Source organism: Alphaproteobacteria bacterium (genome assembly GCA_019746225.1).
GTDB lineage: Bacteria > Pseudomonadota > Alphaproteobacteria > Paracaedibacterales > VGCI01 > VGCI01.
Genome location: JAIESE010000020.1, coordinates 1 through 17785, shown reverse-complemented (window position 1 = coordinate 17785; position 17785 = coordinate 1). Strand labels below are relative to the sequence as shown.

Here is a 17785-nt window from a genome sequence, read left to right as displayed (position 1 = left end):
GATTTGGATGTGCCCCTTTTAATCCTAGCCAATATTCCGTGCGAGGAGTGACTCAATGCAATTCAGCCAACCCTTTGTTTCCAATGTCCATGATATTTATGGTGAAGTTGGTGACGCTTGGTTGAAGGATCTGCCCCATCGCATCCGGCATTTAGAGACTATATGGGACTTTCGATTCCTGAAACCCATGGCAAATCTTTCCTATAATTTTGTATGCCTTGTTGAGATGAATGCCAAACAAAAAAGGGCGATTCTGAAGATGGCCCCGGAAACGGGGACCCTCATCCCAGAGATGCGATGGTTGAAGTGCATTGAGAAAGGCGTTCCGGAGATGTATGCTTTTGATCAGTCTCTTAATGCCTATCTGATGGAACATTTGACGCCTGGACATACCCTTAAAAAGCTGGTTAGGGAAGGAAAAGATGATGAGGCTACAAAAATCATTTGCCATACAATTCGAAATATCGAAGGACAACACAAAAGCGACTTCGTATTTCGGCACCTTTCTGACCTTGCAAAGATTCTTCCTCTGTTAGAAGGCAGCTTTGATGAAAGACTTCTGGCAAAGGCGAGAGGTTTATTCCATGACCTCACTCAAGATCGGAGTCAGGATGTTCTTCTTCATGGAGACCTTCATCATGATAATATTCTGAGCAGTGGGACGGGTTGGAAGGCAATTGATCCCCATGGATACGTTGGTGACCCTTGTGCAGAGGTGGGCGCCATGATTCGCAATGCTTTGAACGATTTTCCAACACCAATACCGCTCTCAACCCTCTTAGAAAGGCGTCTCAAAATTCTAGCAGAAGAACTTCCCTTTGATGCACCGCGAATCAAATCTTGGGCATTTTGTATAACGGTCCTCTCCGGCGCGTGGAGCTTTGAGGACCATGGAGAGGTGCCTGATCTTGTTGTTGAGGTGGCAACAGGACTTGATGAAATTAAAATCCAACATTAATTTGCTTATTATGAATGTTCTCTTTCCCCTCACCAGTCGCTCTTTTGAGTTCGTCAACAACCTTCCATAACCTATGACGTTCGGCTACATTTATGAATGTTGTAGAAACTTTTTGAAACTTTCCATTATTATTTCTGTAATAAATATTACCTTTTGAGGTTTCTAGAAATATCTCACTTCTATCAGGGGGCAAATGGTCAAACCACGCAAGATCTTTTGGATTCAGTTTCTTCTCTTTATTGTCATAATCAATGGTACCGGGTGAATATATTTCGGCCATATCTTGAACGGTGACTTTCACAAAAGTTGAAGCCTCCGGGTCCTTGATTTTTCGAGAAGCATCTGCCCCATGTTCTATAAGGATTTTCACCATTTCTGCGTTGTGCTCATCTATATTCGGTGTATCGTTGGAAGAAAATGGGCCCTTTAAACCCGGATATTTATTCATATAATTCTTCGCACCTCGGGCGGACGAAGGTGTGTACTTGATAAATTCAAGTATGGCAAACGAAAGCGGGTAACCAAGAGTAAAGGACGCACCAGGTAGATTGGGATCAGCCCCCTGTTCCAAGAGATATTTCACCATGGGGTAATCATTGGCAACGATTGCCTTAATCAGGGGGGTTACAAACCCTTCCACGAAGTTAAGATTGGGTTTAAATTCGGCAACAATTTTCTTGAGGAGATCAAGGCTGCTTTCATCACTTTCAATGGCTGCAATAATGGTGCTATTGAGCTTGGGGGCTTTCAGTTCCTTCATCCGTTTCCAAATCATTTCATGGATCTTTTCTTGACCTGGGCTCTTCAGATGATAGATTGCCTGTGACTGGGCCCGATCAAGAGCATCCGGTTCTTCAGGAGTATCTTTGAGCTTGGTCAACAGATCGCTGGCTAATTCAACATCCCCATGTTCTGCAGCTAACGATAGCCCGTCAGCAAAATCCTTATTTGTCTTTAAAAACCGCAAAATACTCTTGGTATCATGTCCGGACTGTAGCGCCGAACGGATTGCCCAGTAGGGCATTTTATCTAAGGTAGAAGAGAAGTGTTTGTGAATATAATCGAGCACATCCGTATTATGGACTGTGAAGGCAATGTCCATAATATACTCTAACCAGTAGCTTAAAGAAGCCCGGTTCGCTTTGTCCAATTCTTCTTTGTCCAGTTCTACATACTCTTTTGTGAAGGTATTTTTTTGAATCTTCTTATACCGTGTGTCTGGAAGGACACCGGCCCGCTTCAGATATTCAGGGGCAAGCAGTTTTTCGAGGGCATGCATATTATTCGAATCGATGGCTAATATAAAGTAGCGATTTTTTATGGTTTTGAGTCTTCTATATAAGAAGTCAAAAATCACATTCTGATTTCCGATAATAGAATCTTCAAAAACAATATCCCCCCAATACCCTTGCAAGTTCTTATCAATATAAGCATCAGAGTTCGGAGTTTTTGTTGGGTTGAGGGCGAGCAACTTCGGAAGAACCTGGGAGGTAAAATTTGTCAGCGCGCTATGAATGCCATCATCAAGCTCATCGGGTGTGAGTTTCCGTTTTAGCAATAACAAATCAACAATTTCAGGTTTTTTGTTATAAGTGGCATATTGAATAACACTTTTGACGTTAATATCTTTTTTAAATAAGATACCCAATAATTCTTGGTCACCATTCTTGAGGAACGCTTCGACCAAGGTGTCATCGAGTTTATCCTTAATGTTATCTAATAACAAAAGAGCTATTTCTTTTCCTTCATCCGACTTGTTTTCAAGTAATTTTTTAAGCGTGGTATTGCTCGCTTGTGGACTAGCACAGGCAAGAAACTTCTTTAAAGCTTGCTCTATCTGTTTGTTTTTTGTGTTAGAAATTGCCATTTCTGCAATTTTTGTCACCAATAGAGCATCTGAGACTTTGTTTTTCTTACAATCACGATGGGTAAGCATTTGTGGTGCATGTATGAGGAGAAAAGCAACCATATCATTTTTCTTTTCCATAATGGCCAAATCAAGGGGGGTATTCCCATCTTTATCTTTTATAAGGGAATCCCCAAGGAGCTGTGGTGCCGTTTTAAGAAGGTGTTGTGCCATTAATATATTATTTTCTTTAACAGCGAGATGGAGGGGTCCATCACCCTCTTTATTTTTTACGAAGGAAACGTCGAGGAGATGTGGCACTTCTTGAAGAAGCAGACTAACCATAGCTGTGCTACCTTCTTTGACAGCCTGATGAAGGAGAGTATTGCCATTTTGATTATTTGCGAATTGCGGATCTGTGATGAGGTTGGGAGCATCCTTAACCAGTAACTTAATGATGTCCTCTTTATTGTTTCTAACAGCCCAACTCAAAATATCGACACCATCTCTTGGTGAAAGTTTGTACAGAGGGGATGTTCCCCGTAGCCTTTCTGCACCCAAACTCTTATCAAACAAATAGACTTTTACAGGCTTTACAAAGTCCATCTTAGGATGGTCTGTGAGGAGTTGAGCGATCTGAACGCTATCTCCCGCAAGGAGCGCCGTTGACATATTCTCTTCTGGTGTTTTCTCTATGCCTGAACTTGGTTTTATACCAAGCTGTCCAAGTTGGACTTGCTCATGAAGTTTTTTCAGAGCAGGTTTTCCTTCAGCAAAGTCACTTCCTTTAAAGCTCCCTTTTAAGAGAGCATCTTTAATGTCTTGGGCAACCAGATCGCTGAGTTTCTTTTTATAGGTGCGTTCTTGATCAAGGGAAATGGGGTGGCGCCAATAGGTGTGAATCTGCACCAACTCAGGACGATTGAAGATCTCTGGTTTCAAAAAGAGACGCGCTTGAAGCATGTCCATATTTTCAATGGGGGGAACGGAATCTTTAAATAAAGCCAGGGCCCCTTTCGGGTTATTTCGAATCACGGGTATGGTTTTTAAAAAGCCATGATAGCCTTCTGGCTCCTTAAGCTTAATCACATTTCCCCCTGAGACAGCCAAATAGGCTACAGCATCAACAACGCGGGGATCAATAAACGCCTGAACAAGCTTGGTGTTTTTTGTATCTCGGAAATACTGATTAAACAAGGACAAGTAATTTTTAAACGTAAGGGGTAGTCCAGGTGTAAACGCTTTAAATGAGGTTTCAAAATCCCCGAGTCCAAATACGGCTTTTGATTCATAAAAATAGACATATGTTTCTGACCCAGCTGTTTGGTGACTGCCGAACAAAAAGCAATTAAAAGACAAACCAAGTGTGTTATACGCGATGCCACTCGATGCAGCGGCACCATAATTAGAGACATGTCCCGTACTGTTAATGAAAGACTGAATAAAATCTTCGACATCGAGAATGTTCTTAAACGGCTTCTCCAATATTCGCAAAGACTTAAGAGTATCGGGAGAAAGTGCGCTCAACTGAGCCCGATATTCAGTGAAAAAATCATAGATAAAGCAAACAAAAGGGTCCGTTCCATGGTAGAAAACAATTTTATCCTTATGTTGCTTTTCTGTTTCCAAGGCATCTATCAAAGTTTTCACATAATACGTATCTTTTATATAATCGGGATGCTTCTGATCATATTTAAGAAACGCTTCGACTTGCATTGCAGAAGACTGAGGAAGTTTATCAGGAAGCACTTCCACCAGGTGGGCCTCTGTTTGAGATAAGGGAATCATTTTTAATTCCTGGTTCACTGCTTGGGCTTGGTCTTTTGAGATAACCCCTTTCATGGTTTCAATCTTTTCAGAGGCTTCGCTTCCAACGCCAAACTTGCCTCGCTTTTTCATTTCAGCCATGACTTGACCTTGACGTAATACATGCTCCGTCAGCTGTTCTTTCGTTTTTGCAAAGGTGATGGGCGTCAGGGTCTTATCGACACCTTGCGTATGGCGAATAGCCTCGAAGACCTTGGCTTTTGGGTTTTTTGAATCCTTTGGCTTCACCCAAAATGGGGGTTGGAGGACAAGCCCTTTATTCAGACGTTGTAAAGCTTCCACGACGGGAGGCGATTTCAGCATATGCCAAAGGGGTGGATGCAGGATGAGTCCATCAACGGCGATGGTGTCTTCATCTTCTTCTTTAAAAACTTTGGAAATAGCTAAAGCATCGAGGATATTCCCTAAGGGGACCCATTTAAACTTTGTATATTCCCGCTTCCAATGATGCTCTTCGACTTCAGGTTCTTCGATGATTTTATTAGCATTCACATAATTATAGGGAGCAATGTACATACGATAAACAACGCCATCTGGATTGACCAAATCATGGGATGGATAGGTCTTCAAGTTTATGGATGAATAGGTGATCAAGCCCATGGATTCTTCTTGAACTTCTCGAGCCGCAGTGTCAGCGAGTGTTTTATCGGGTACGCCATGTCCTATCTCACTTCCCCCACCCAAATTTCCCCACCAGTTATGGCCCACCCTCTTGCCCAACAAAACCATGATTTTTTTAGTCGTTGGATCTTGTGCATAGATGAGAATCCCAGCAGCCGATTTATCCGTAACCGCTTCTTCAGCACTGGCTAATGAGAATCCTTTTTCTTGAGGAACGGGCCGATGTGGGAGAGCTTGAATCTTGAAACGTGTCATCAAATCATCCAAGCGATGGTGCAACATTTCCAGAAGTTCTTGGGGGTTTTCTAAGTGAATGGCGGCGTCAAGGTCATCTAGCGTTCTAAACAGCGCATTCTTCTTTGTGAGGAGGTTCGCGGCCTGCTGCTTTAAGTCAACATCTGTTAAAGTTCCATATACTTCTGATCCAGGGGGGCTTATTTTTGGATCTCTCATCGTATGCAGCTCTGTTACCGTGTTCGGGTCCCAGCCCTCAGTTCCCATTTTCCGGTCGCCAAGTGCCTTATAGCGTAAGGCCCCTCCATTATCGACCCGCCACGCAACGCCATGCAAATCAAGGACAACATTCTTGAAATCGCCAATAATGATGTCCCAATTGCTAAATGTTGCATCTTCAACAAACCCTTTACGGATCTGTTGTGTAAGGGTCCCTTTGTCTTGGTTTCCTGGCTCAACAAACTTTGCTAAGCGGTTGAGTGCTGATCCTTTACACTGTGCCATGACTTCCTGAATGTTTGGAAGATGATCATAGACAGCAAACGCTGGAACTTTGATGCCAGCACTACGATACAAGGCATCTGCCGTTATTTCTTCTTTCATATGGATAATATTTTGACCGCATTTCAGGGTAAATTTTTGTCCGCTCCTATCCCTTAACACGAAAACGCCCCCTGAGCCGCCTGATAAATGTTCTAAATAGCTAAGGTTATCTAATGTTTCAGGAAAAGTTATGGTGTCCTCAGGCGATACACTTTGAAAAAGTCGATAGGTGCTTGCCATGAGATAGGGCAAGACCATCTTAGGGAGCCCCTTAAAGGCCTCTAGGATGGCAGTCAAATGTTCTGGTCGATTATCGACGACGAGAATACGATTTGGCTTAATCGAGGCTGCCTCATAGAGTGTCAGTAATTCCTTACTAGGATTAAGGTTGAGAATCAATTCAACCCCTTTTGGATCAATCCCAATATTTTCGAGTTGCTCTTCCGTTTTCTCTTTAAGACTAGAATCGCGCGCGGTCAGAAAGATGACTCTTATCTTTTTAGACTCGCTCCCTTTAGGGAGCTGTGCGTTTTTCTGAAGAATAAGGTTGATCATTTGGCTTAAATGGGGATCGATATTGTGAGCAGCCCCTCCCCCTTTCAGGTCAACCAACAATATGGCGTCAATATCAAGGACCAACCAATCGCCTGCACGAATGTTTTTCTCAATTTGTGAAGCCTGCTTAATGGTTGGGACTTCTAGCTTTGAGGAGGCATTCGCTATCTGAGCGGCAGATAGACTCCCCACGAGTACAAACCATAAAACAATAATAAAGCGCACCATTACTTGTCGTCCTTAACAAGATCATCTAACTTATGATGACAGGAACGTCTTTAAGAATCGTTAATTAAGCGGGGAGCTCGCCCAAGACCTATACCAAAAACTGTTCACCCAAAATGCGTTCTTCCAGGTTGTGGTGGGGATCAAACAAGAGGCGGTACTGGGTTTTTGGATCCTGGTGAATCTCAACCCGTTGAACATCACGTACTTCAAGGTCATCTGCCGAAGCGCTCACCGGGCGTTTGTCGGCTTCTAGAATTTCTAAGGTTACTTGAGCCGTATCCGGGAGAAGCGCCCCCCGCCAGCGTCTGGGACGAAAAGCACTGATGGGCGTGAGGGCGAGAAGGTTCGCATTAATCGGGATGATGGGGCCATGGGCGGATAGGTTGTAGGCTGTGCTGCCTGCAGGTGTTGCAATCAATATGCCATCACACACAAGCGTATCGAGGCGCGCCACGCCATCCACATAAATACGAATCTTGGCCGCTTGCGCAGTATGGCGCAGCAAGGACACCTCATTAATGGCGTGGGCGACAACAGTTTTGCCAGCCACATCTGTTGCTGTCATTTTTAAGGGATGAAGAACGGTTTCACGCGCCATCTTCAACCTTTTCAGTAAATCCTCTTCTTGATACGCATTCATCAAAAAGCCGACCGTTCCGCAATTAATTCCATAGACTGGTTTATTCAGGGCTTGGAATTGATGAAGGGTTTTGAGCATGAAGCCATCGCCGCCGAGGACAATGATCACATCCGCTTTTTCAGGCGCAACTGAGGTGTACAGTCTTTGCAAGGTTTCTTGAGCTTGTAGGGCCTCTTCTGTGGCGCTTGCGATAAATGCGAGATTCATAATTCATCCTTATCCAATCTTTACCCTAAGTCCATTATATAAAATATCTTCAGCCTTTGGCGAAAATTTATTGAAAGGGTCTGGTTGGTATTAATTTCAAGGGATAACGCCCCCCAAATTCAGGGACTAAATTGGGGGGATTATGAAGGAGACTTAAGACTGGGGGGCGCTTAATAACGCCATGCCAAGGCGGTCATTGAGCGTACTCACTGACACTTTTTTTGTAAGACCATCAAGGTTAACTTGGAGCCCTTGCAGTTGATTTAAACTATTTAAGAAAACATAATCTCCCTCAACAACAGTCTTGTCGCTATCTAATAATGAAACGTTCAATTTTCCAGGCAATGAGTCGTCAAATGTTACATTGAGGGGAATAAATTTATTTGTTTCTTTTTCAAAATTGGTAAGATCGATTGTTTGTGTGAAAGATGAGGTCATATTAGAATTATCTAATTTACAAATCTCGAGTTTTAGTTGATATCCATCAAGCAGACTTCCTTCACTGATAATATCGAATCCAACCTCTTTTGCTGCTCCATTTCCCATACCAACAACAAACAAAGTTGCAACCAACAATGAAAATATACTTTTTGAATATATCATTAAAACCTCCATTTTAGGCATTTCTACCTTAATAAATTTCAAATGCAATATATAATGAATTTGCAAATCATGCAACTTAAAGTTTTATTTTTAAATTCGTTTTAAAAAAAATGAATAGAAATTTCTTATTTACTAATTAATAAATCAAACATTTAATTCTTCTTCGGGCTCTCGGTATTCTGGTAAAAATCCCCCGACTTGGGTATCCCATAAGGTCTTATAGAGGCCGCCTTTGACCAAGAGGTCTTCGTGGGTCCCCTCTTCCACAATCTTTCCCTGATCAAAGACCAACAAGCGATCCATGTGCAAAAGGGTGGATAAACGATGGGCAATGACAAGCGTCGTTTTGCCCTTCATCAATGTCCATAAAGCACTTTGGATGTTACGTTCGGTTACGGAATCTAATTGAGATGTTGCTTCATCCAACAACAAAATCGGCGCATTTTTCAAGAAAGCGCGTGCAATGGCTACCCGCTGGCGCTGTCCGCCAGATAGCTTTACCCCCCGTTCTCCAACTAATGAGCCGTAACCCCGTGGCAAGGCCTCGATAAACTCATGAGCATATGCCTTTTGGGCCGCTTCTCTGATTTCGGCATCAGTTGCCTCCAGGCGGCCATAGCGAATGTTTTCCTTGAGACTGCGATGAAACAGGAAGGGATCTTGCGGAATCATTCCGATATTCCTGTGCAAAGAGTCTTGGGTTACTTCAGAGATATCTTGGCCATCGATTAATATATGCCCTGAATTCAGGTCAAAAAGCCGTAAAATGAGACTTAAGAAGGTTGTTTTGCCACCCCCTGAATACCCAACTAGCCCAACTTTTTGTCCTGGCAGAATGGTCACCGACTTATTCTCAAAAATTGGCTCCGCATCCCGATATCGGAAATGAACTTGGGAAAAGATAATTTCGCCACGGTTCACAACAAGCGGCTTTGCGTTTGCTGCATCCTCAATTTCAAGGGGGGAAAGGACAATACCCAAACCCTGCGATACATTTCCAGCCAATTCTGCAATTTGAATCAGATCCTTGGAAAGGCCCCAAAGAGAATTCATTATGGATATACTCACCATTAAAATGAGGGCAAAATCCCCTGGAGAAATGGTCCCCTGTTGAAATCCTTGAACAAGCCAAAAGAGAACGACCCCGTTGTGAATAACATAGGACCCTCCGTATAAGCCATTCATCTTCAAGAAAAACCAATCGCGTCGCTGATCTGCTTTTACATATTCTCCTAAAACATTCGTTAGCTTTCTTTTCTCAGTTTCACGACCTGAAAAGAGTCGAACGGTCAACATGTTCCCCAAAATGTCCACAATAGTGCCAACGACTGAGGACCGTACCTCTGCCGCTTCACTACTCAAAAGGCGTGCCTTTCTTGAGAGTAAGAAATAGCCGACAATGAAGATACTAACCCACAGACACAACGCAATTGCGAAGCGAATATGGACCGTCCAAACAACACATACAGCCATAGCAAGAGCAAGCCCATGACTGAAGAAGCGATCAATGACAATTTTTAATACGTCTGGGACACCGCTCATAACATCTTTTATTTTATTTCCCAAACTACCCGAAAAGTGATCTTGAAAGAGGAAATGGGCGTGACTCATCATGCGGTCCATCAAGACGAGACCAATATGACGTTTCATATAGGGGTTAATGTGAAGCCAGAGATAATCATAGAAACGAAAGATCGCAAAAACCAGAACCGACATGGAAAAGTAAAGAAGAGCTGGAAAAAGGAGAGCATCGTAGGCTTTACGAGGATCAAGTCCTGGCATGCGATCGATCATTACTTTGAGGATATAGGGACTCAAAGAAAGATCAATGGCCCAAATAATGGCCACAAAAATTTGCCCCACCACCCACCAACGGTAAGGCTTTATGCACTGAAAGATAAATTTTATAACCGAAGGGGTTTCCACTTGAATCTCCAGGAATAGGCCATACGTCGAGGGTGTAGGCCTAAAAGATTCTTCATGATCTTAAAACAAAAAACAACAATCCGCCAATGACAGTAAGATTTAGTGTGAATTGGTTCAACCTCATATCTCGATCGGTCCCTTTTACAGACCAAAAATCAGCAAAATAATAGGTTGCAAGAATCATAAAGACAATTAAATATAAGGCCCCTACATGAGCATAGAAATTAAAGATCATAGCTAGGCTTGAGGCCAGCATCAATAAATTTGTCAAAGGAAACACAATGTCAACAAAGGGCATGTTTTTCGATCGCATCAACCCCTTCAGCCTATCCGTTTTCATGGTGTTTGAGATAGATCCATACAAAAACATTGCAATAAGGAGTACCCGAGCTACTAATTCCATTGTCCCTCACTCTATGTTGCTCGTTTATTTCTAAAGCAATATTGCCTACCAATTTTATTGAAGTAAATACCAAATTCGAGATGTCCTCCTTCGAATTCTCCCCCAGCTATACAAGGAATCTGTAAGGTTGCTCTGATTTCTTCCTTGACGTAAAGTGATAAAGTAGGCTAACAAGATTAAGTCCATGAAGAGGATAATGGGGGTGTAGCTCAGTTGGTTAGAGCGCCTGCCTGTCACGCAGGAGGCCGCGGGTTCGAGTCCCGTCACTCCCGCCACCCATTTTTCCAAAGATAATTTTCCCTAAAGAATTTTGTCATTGCGAGGAGCGTGAGCACAAAGTGCTTTCGCGACGTGGCAACTCGCCATGGCATAGCCGTTAGGCGTAGCCGGGTCCATGCATTTGAATAATTCAACGTATTTTTTGTTTCAAGAAATACAAAATACATGGATCGCCACGTCGTTCACCTCCGCCGATGGCTTCGGCTTCACTCCTCGCGATGACGGAACACTGAATTTAAAATAAATAGAAACTTAACATTTCTTATATATAATTAATTTAATGAAATACGAGAAACCCTGGGTAATTAGCCTATCGACGGGCGCCCTCCCTAACCTGAGATTGATTATGCCTTATTTTGTAAAATTCGTTCCCTATAATCAAAACACATTATCGTCTTTGATCAATAAAACTATATATTTTTCAACAGTGTATGAGTTTAATGATTTTAATGAGCTTGCTTATATAGGAACTGATTGCAGTGGAAAACCGATAGCATTTTGGAATATTTTTAAAAAGAAATTTGACGATGGAGTATTTCGAAGCAAGATGTTAGAAAATGCTTATAAAGCCGGCACAAATAAAAATGAATGTATCGATGAATTCCAAAGAAGACTAGCTACTCACACTCAAGATGCTCCTACCATAACACAAAAGGATTATGAGTTTATTAGTGAGAATATAGTGTTTACTTCTGTTGGTATATTTTGTGTCTCCTCCTTGGATGTATTTTACGATGATTCAGCTCAACTAATGTTTGCACATTATGCTGATAACCTTAGGGGATTAGCCCTCATATATGAAATTAACCCCCCAAAAGGCAGAAAGATAGAGAAAATCATATATAATAAAAATAGTACAGGTCCGGGGCATCCGGATGAATGGTTAAATGACAACTTTTCTAATATGGATAATTTCACAAATAAGTCAAATAATTGGAATTATGAGAACGAACATAGAATTTTCTATAAACCTGGTATATCTGAAGTAAATATTCATGAAGTCAGTTTAAAAGCGATATTATATACAGTAAGGTTTCCTGAGAATGAAATTGATGTTCTAAAGACAATTTGCAAGAACATTTATAATGATAACGTAAAGTTGCAGGCAATTATTCCGCGATCTCCTCCTGAGTATAAATTTGGCATTCTGTATGATGATAGTGATGATGCCCTAAACGGTAAGTGCATCGTGGATTGGGTTTTAGAAAGTTTCCCGAACGAGCCATATAAAGCAAGCTGACTACAGAGATTACGTCAGAAGGTTAACATATAATCGTCATTGCGAGGAGCGTAGCGAGGAAGCAATCCAGGGGCCAAGGACAAGTTATTAGAGGGGTGCTTGAAGGGAAGAAAACTTCAAGATTTATTTTGTGGCCCCTGGATTGCTTCGCTTCGCTCGCAATGACGACGAGGGGCTTTGAGCAGAATTTTAGGTACCGAACGGCTTGATTTTTTCTATCTATGAATGTGGGTTTTTACTAACGACGCACAGGCCTTGTTCTGTCATCATTTGCTCCCAGCTTTTCCCTCAAAGCCGTCATCACTTCTTCTAAAATATGGGCTTGGGCTGCAGAAAGATGGCGGGCTTCTTTGATCTTTTCTGTGCGCAAGTTCTTATCTGTCAGGAGATGCGTCAAGGCAGTTGCAAATTCTTCGCGTGTGGTCACGACCGTGGCACTGGGCCTCAGGACATCGCATATTTCCGTTTGTTTATGGGTATGGGGTCCCCAAATCAGCGCACAATCTAACAAAACAGCTTCGATGGGATTATGACCGCCGATGGGGGTGAGGGTCCCACCGAGAAAAGCAACATCACTTAATCGATATATTAAGCCAAGCTCTCCCATGGTATCCGCCACGTAAATGTCTGTGGATGAGGTAATCTTTTCTTGGAGAGATCGACGTGTCACTTTTAACCCCTTGCGGGTCAAAGCATTGACAATGTCTTCACCACGCCGTGGATGGCGAGGACTGATGATGGTCAACACAGTGGGGAGGGCTTCTTTCAAGCGTTTATGAACGTCAGCAACGAAGTCCTCTTCACCATCGTGGGTGCTGGCAGCAACCCAAACGGAACGTCCATGGAGCGCGGCCTGCAACAAACTTAAGTCATCGGCATCATAGGGAAGCGGATTTGCCGCAAACTTCATGTTGCCACATATACGCACTTTTGAAGGGAGGGCACCCAAATCGATGAGCCTTTGGGCAATGGTTTTGGATTGGGCAAGGGATACCTCAAAGCAGGAGAGTAGATATTTGATGACGCCAGGAAACCGTTTCCAGGATCGGAAACTTTTCTCTGAGAGGTGGGCATTGACCAAATAAAGTGGAATCTTTCGGGCGCGGCATCCCAAAAGAACATTTGGCCAAAACTCTGATTCAACAAAAACGGCGATATCTGGGTGCCAATAGTCCAAGAATTGGCCAATCCATGCGGGTATATCGATGGGACTGTACTGATGAATGCACCCCTGTGGCAGGGATTTCATCATGACGGATGCGCCTGATACGGTACCAGTTGTTACCAAAGGGGTGATGTGGGGGAATTCTTTGCGAATGCGGTGAAGAAGCGGCAAAAGGGATACGGCTTCTCCCACACTTGCCCCGTGAAACCACACAACAGAGCCTTTAGGGCGGGCTTTCGAGGCTTTTCCAAATCGTTCATTGAGACGATGGGGGTCTTCTTTTCCCTTTTTCAAGCGTTTGTGCACATAAGCCACGACACCCCTTTCTAAAAAAGGGGTTAATCGTTGATAGAGTGTGAGAAGAAGGGGCACTCTCATCCCTTAGGGCTGACACGCCTGAGGGGGGCTTATTTCAAGCATTTGATGAAGCTCTCGCCATTCGCGAGGGCTCATGCCACTGGTTGCTTGATCGATGGGTTCGCCCTTCAAAAGAGCTTTCACAACCCCTAAGCCCTTTGCTGACAGGGATGTGGAGCCCACCCGATAGTCCATAAAGGCATCATAGGTGATGGGAACCCACTGCTTCAATATGTCTAGCATGACATCCGCATAAGCGCGGATTTCATATTGAGCATGAGGATCCGCCCGAAGGCTCAAGAAATGCATCAAATTGTGTAAGTCGATTTTCCAATACCATTGAGTGTAAAAATTCACGGGCAAGTTCATGCGCGCCAATTCCCGCGCAAGGCCTGGAAGGGTCGGATCGATCACATTGCCGTCCCGATCTTCATTCAGCATCGTTTCATAATGGCTGTAGGACTTCAAGGCATCCTCACGCAACAAATCCAGCACGCGTGCGGCTTGGTCGCCTTGCAAGACTTCATCCCGTCCCTGGCGGTTTGTTGTAGACTGAGCGGCCAAGTGCTCTGGGCTTGGGATATAGAATTCCTTATCCATGATCGAATAACGCGCGGAATATTCATTCACATTGGCGGTACGGTGACGAATCCACTGGCGTGCCACGAAAATGGGCAATTTGACGTGGAATTTCATCTCACACATCTCAAAAGGGGTGGAATGGCGATGGCGCATCAAATAATTGATCAAGCCCTTGTCTTCATTAACCATTTTTGTGCCCTTCCCATAGGACACTCGGGCCGCTTGAACGATGGCTGAATCGTCTCCCATATAATCGATCACACGGACAAAACCATGATCTAGGACCGAAAAAGGCTCATAAAGGATGTTTTCTAAAGAAAAAACTGTCGCCCGGCGTGTGACAAATTGTTCTTCCTTAAGCTGTTGTATTTCTTGAATTCTATCTGATTTCGTGGCAGTTGACATGGGTTCCTCAAGCATATTTTTTTTAAAAGTATGACCAGATTAGCGTTAAACCCCTTTTTTTTCCAGTGAAAACACCCTATTTTATATAGTGAGGGGTAACTCTCTATGGCGATAAACGATTTATGGAATAAGCGTTGCGGACCCGGGGGCGGTACCCGGCGCCTCCACCATTAGTGTTATGGGGGTGAAACAGGATCGACGTGCGTAGTAAAGATATGTCTTTTGCCCGGCATTGTACCACCGTTATCGGGCTGTTTTAATAGGTGCTAACAACAATGCACTTACTGCATCAAACCGCAATATGCGGTCTGACAATGCAAACCGTAGAGGAGCTCCGGCTCCTGTAAGGGTTGCATATTTAAAGCGTGCTTAATATCGGCAATAGCTGATTAAAGTGGCTTTATGCAGGCGGTTCGGGGGGCACCGAGCAACAGGAAGCCCCCCACTTAATTTTTAAGAATTTAATCAATGTGGTGAATTCAGATAAGGAACCAGTCCCATGAGCAAGATAACAAAATTTGATTATGAACACCTGGTCCAAGAGAGTTTGCGCTCTGTTGTAAGAGAGGCATTAAGCCAAGTTTCCAAAGGGGGTTTGCCAGGCAATCACCATTTCTATATCTCCTTTCGAACAGATTATCCAGGCGTTGATTTGCCGGATTACTTGCAGGAGCAATATCCTGAAGAAATTACGATCGTGCTTCAATATGAGTTTTGGGACCTCGAAGTTGAAGAAGATTGTTTCTTTGTCACCTTATGCTTCAATGATATTCATGAGCGGTTAACCATTCCTCTTCAAGCGATTGTCAGCTTTGTTGATCCATCCGTGAAGTTTGGGTTGCAGTTTTCCCCAACCATTCATGAAACGGTCGTTCCAGAGAAATTGCCGATAAGAGCAAAATCAAAGTCCAAAGCCAAGACGAAGGCGAATACGGAAACGCCAATCTCCGAAGAAGCCAAAAATGGCACCAATGTTGTCGTGTTGGATGCTTTTCGAAAAAAGTAAGCAATCTCTTGCTATAATTAAAGAGTCCATAAAGCGCGCCTGTGAAGACGCAGGTCGACCTCCAAGTTCTGTGTCTCTCCTTGCGGTGAGCAAAAATCAATCCCCTGAGGCCATTTGCCCCCTCCTCGGAGTAGGTCAACGGTGGTTTGGTGAGAACCGCGTTCAAGAAGCCGCCTCAAAATGGCCCGACCTTCGCGCCCAATACCCTGATCTTCGCCTCCATCTGATTGGCCCATTACAAACCAATAAAGTCAAACAGGCCCTTACCCTATTTGATGTCATTGAAACCGTTGACCGTCCCCAGCTCCTAGAGGTTCTTGCCAAGGAATGGGGAAATCCCTTCCGCCGCACCACCAAGGTCTTGATTCAAGTGAATACGGGTCGCGAACCCCAAAAAAGCGGGGTATTAGAGAAAGACCTCCCCGCTCTGATTGCGTTATGCACCACACACGCCCTGCCTCTCACGGGTCTTATGTGCATTCCTCCTGCCCATGAAGATCCCGCCCCCCACTTTCGAAAACTTGCGGATCTAGCGCAAACTCATCAGCTATCAGAGTTGAGCATGGGGATGAGTGCGGATTACGAGGTCGCCATTGCTCACGGCGCCACCTGGGTTCGGGTTGGGACCGCTTTGTGGATTTCTTAATTATTAACTTTAAAAATGTTATAAGTTAATTTTCTGTCTTATTTTAAATAACAATTCTGATATTTGAAATTCATGAAAAATACTATGTATTTGTTTTTAAAGCAAATTATATAATAATTTTAGCATTTTGATGATACAAATTTTGTGTAATCTTAAAATTCTCAATATAGTTGATAATTTTAATAAAAAACCTATATTTTACTATGTAGTATGGGTGAGTATATTAAAAGTTCCTTTAACTAAGGAGTCTGTATTATGGCAATATTAATTGGAAACAAGTTAAACAACACTATCACTGGAACGAACGACTCAGATATCATTATCGGAGGAAAAGGAGACGATACCCTCAACGGAGGGGGCGGCAATGACATCATCACCGGTGGCAAGGGAAATGATATTATTAATGGGGGTTCTGGCAATGATTTGATCGTAGGTGGCGGGGGTAACGACACTTTGAATGGTGGATCTGGCTCTGACATTGTTCTTGGCGGATCTGGAAAAGACCTCTTTATTCATTCTGTTTCTGAGAATATAGGTGCCTCTGATTATTATGACGGCGACGGCGGATCAGACACCTTAAGGTTGATTGTAACACAAGCCCAAGCCAATGACCTGGCAGCTGCTATCGCAGCATTCAATTCTCGACGGGGAAATGGAGTCTTTGATTTTCATAATTACGTTCCCTATATGAATTTAAAAATTGTCAACATTGAAAAGATTGAACTCAACGTGGTTCAAACAGCTGTTCCTATAGCTGCAAACGACACGGCTAATGTGGTTGAGGACGGTCCAGTAACCGCTAGCGCAAATGTGCTCTCGAACGACTCAAATGTATCAACTGGAATGCCGGCTATTCTCGTGACGCCCCTTACAGGTATTGGGAATTATGGCAATCTTACCCTGACTGCAAATGGCGCCTATACCTATACGTTGCGCAACAGTGATGCGAATGTTCAAGGTTTGTTCAAAGATCAGATCGTTCATGATGTGTTCACTTATCGGATTAGCGATGGTCTTGGAGGATTCTCGAACATTGCAACTCTGGACATTAGTGTGAAAGGCTTGAACGATGCGCCGATGGCTATTTTGCCAACTGTCGCGGCTTTTGCAGCAACCGAAAATGCCTCTCTGAATCTCACCTCCGCTCTTTTGGCCAACGTTACGGACGTGGATGACAATCATACATTGACAATCAGCTCTGTCACTGGAGATTCCCATGTTACTGTAAACACAGGGGTGGTTACCTTTAATCCTGGCACAGATTTCGACCATTTGGCACAAGGCATCCAACAAACAATTTCTTTTGATTACGTAGTGAAGGATGAGTATCTTGCTGCCACACCTTCCATTCATGGGTCTATTATTATCACGGGCGTAAACGATGCGCCGATGGCTATTTTGCCAACTGTCGCGGCTTTTGCCGCAACTGAAAATGCGTCTCTGAATCTCACCTCCGCTCTTTTGGCCAACGTTACGGACGTGGATGACAATCATACATTGACAATCAGCTCTGT

The 17785-nt window shown here is 43.5% G+C and carries 12 protein-coding genes, 1 tRNA gene and 1 other RNA gene; 7 read left to right on the top strand and 7 right to left on the bottom strand.

The features are described 5' to 3' along the window. The first annotated feature begins 55 nt into the window (after positions 1-55). On the top strand, positions 56-958 hold the full coding sequence (locus K2Y18_03755) for an aminoglycoside phosphotransferase family protein (protein ID MBX9804851.1): 903 nt from the start codon (positions 56-58) through the stop codon (positions 956-958). On the opposite strand, the gene K2Y18_03750 is transcribed toward K2Y18_03755, so the two are convergent. The 5 genes from K2Y18_03750 to K2Y18_03730 form a co-directional block, all read right to left on the bottom strand. Then, the gene (locus K2Y18_03750) at positions 942-6812 is read right to left on the bottom strand and encodes an ankyrin repeat domain-containing protein (protein ID MBX9804850.1); all 5871 of its coding nucleotides are present in this window, start codon (positions 6810-6812) and stop codon (positions 942-944) included. The genes K2Y18_03755 and K2Y18_03750 overlap by 17 nt on opposite strands. An 88-nt stretch (positions 6813-6900) precedes the next feature. Then, positions 6901-7659 (bottom strand): NAD kinase, encoded by a 759-nt coding sequence (locus K2Y18_03745; GenBank protein ID MBX9804849.1) that lies wholly within the window; start codon positions 7657-7659, stop codon positions 6901-6903. A 153-nt stretch (positions 7660-7812) separates the two neighbouring features. Then, positions 7813-8283: a hypothetical protein gene (locus K2Y18_03740; protein ID MBX9804848.1), complete on the bottom strand. Its 471-nt coding sequence runs from the start codon at positions 8281-8283 to the stop codon at positions 7813-7815. A gap of 123 nt (positions 8284-8406) precedes the next feature. After that, entirely contained in the window at positions 8407-10188 is a 1782-nt protein-coding gene (locus tag K2Y18_03735) for an ABC transporter ATP-binding protein/permease (GenBank protein ID MBX9804847.1), read from the bottom strand. 52 nt (positions 10189-10240) lie between these two features. Continuing rightward, positions 10241-10591 (bottom strand): DoxX family protein, encoded by a 351-nt coding sequence (locus tag K2Y18_03730; GenBank protein MBX9804846.1) that lies wholly within the window; start codon positions 10589-10591, stop codon positions 10241-10243. Positions 10592-10789: 198 nt separating this feature from the next. On the opposite strand from K2Y18_03730, the gene K2Y18_03725 reads away from it, so the two are divergent. Further along, positions 10790-10866, top strand: a tRNA-Asp gene (locus tag K2Y18_03725). A gap of 350 nt (positions 10867-11216) precedes the next feature. Then, the gene (locus tag K2Y18_03720) at positions 11217-12110 is read left to right on the top strand and encodes a DUF2971 domain-containing protein (GenBank protein ID MBX9804845.1); all 894 of its coding nucleotides are present in this window, start codon (positions 11217-11219) and stop codon (positions 12108-12110) included. Positions 12111-12348: 238 nt separating this feature from the next. On the opposite strand, the gene K2Y18_03715 is transcribed toward K2Y18_03720, so the two are convergent. Together K2Y18_03715 and thyX are read right to left on the bottom strand one after the other, a co-directional pair. Then, the gene (locus K2Y18_03715) at positions 12349-13647 is read right to left on the bottom strand and encodes a 3-deoxy-D-manno-octulosonic acid transferase (GenBank protein MBX9804844.1); all 1299 of its coding nucleotides are present in this window, start codon (positions 13645-13647) and stop codon (positions 12349-12351) included. A gap of 9 nt (positions 13648-13656) precedes the next feature. Next, on the bottom strand, positions 13657-14619 hold the full coding sequence (gene thyX, locus K2Y18_03710; GenBank protein ID MBX9804843.1) for an FAD-dependent thymidylate synthase: 963 nt from the start codon (positions 14617-14619) through the stop codon (positions 13657-13659). A 50-nt stretch (positions 14620-14669) separates the two neighbouring features. On the opposite strand from thyX, the gene ssrA reads away from it, so the two are divergent. The 4 genes from ssrA to K2Y18_03690 form a co-directional block, all read left to right on the top strand. Further along, positions 14670-15066, top strand: a transfer-messenger RNA (tmRNA) gene (gene ssrA / locus K2Y18_03705). A 52-nt stretch (positions 15067-15118) separates the two neighbouring features. Then, on the top strand, positions 15119-15625 hold the full coding sequence (locus K2Y18_03700) for a hypothetical protein (GenBank protein ID MBX9804842.1): 507 nt from the start codon (positions 15119-15121) through the stop codon (positions 15623-15625). Next, positions 15606-16271, top strand: coding sequence for a YggS family pyridoxal phosphate-dependent enzyme (locus tag K2Y18_03695; GenBank protein MBX9804841.1), 666 nt, complete (start codon positions 15606-15608; stop codon positions 16269-16271). Before K2Y18_03700 ends, K2Y18_03695 begins: the two co-directional genes overlap by 20 nt. A gap of 255 nt (positions 16272-16526) precedes the next feature. Beyond that, a partial coding sequence (locus K2Y18_03690; protein ID MBX9804840.1) for a cadherin-like domain-containing protein occupies positions 16527-17785 on the top strand: 1259 nt, incomplete at its 3' end.

What these genes read in the sequence shown, in the direction of transcription:
- K2Y18_03740 (MBX9804848.1), bottom strand. Translation starts at nt 8,283, where the DNA reads ATGCCTAAAATGGAGGTTTTAATGATATATTCAAAAAGTATATTTTCA.
- K2Y18_03755 (MBX9804851.1), top strand. Translation starts at nt 56, where the DNA reads ATGCAATTCAGCCAACCCTTTGTTTCCAATGTCCATGATATTTATGGT.
- K2Y18_03750 (MBX9804850.1), bottom strand. Translation starts at nt 6,812, where the DNA reads ATGGTGCGCTTTATTATTGTTTTATGGTTTGTACTCGTGGGGAGTCTA.
- K2Y18_03700 (MBX9804842.1), top strand. Translation starts at nt 15,119, where the DNA reads ATGAGCAAGATAACAAAATTTGATTATGAACACCTGGTCCAAGAGAGT.
- K2Y18_03720 (MBX9804845.1), top strand. Translation starts at nt 11,217, where the DNA reads ATGCCTTATTTTGTAAAATTCGTTCCCTATAATCAAAACACATTATCG.
- K2Y18_03695 (MBX9804841.1), top strand. Translation starts at nt 15,606, where the DNA reads ATGCTTTTCGAAAAAAGTAAGCAATCTCTTGCTATAATTAAAGAGTCC.
- K2Y18_03730 (MBX9804846.1), bottom strand. Translation starts at nt 10,591, where the DNA reads ATGGAATTAGTAGCTCGGGTACTCCTTATTGCAATGTTTTTGTATGGA.
- thyX (MBX9804843.1), bottom strand. Translation starts at nt 14,619, where the DNA reads ATGTCAACTGCCACGAAATCAGATAGAATTCAAGAAATACAACAGCTT.
- K2Y18_03745 (MBX9804849.1), bottom strand. Translation starts at nt 7,659, where the DNA reads ATGAATCTCGCATTTATCGCAAGCGCCACAGAAGAGGCCCTACAAGCT.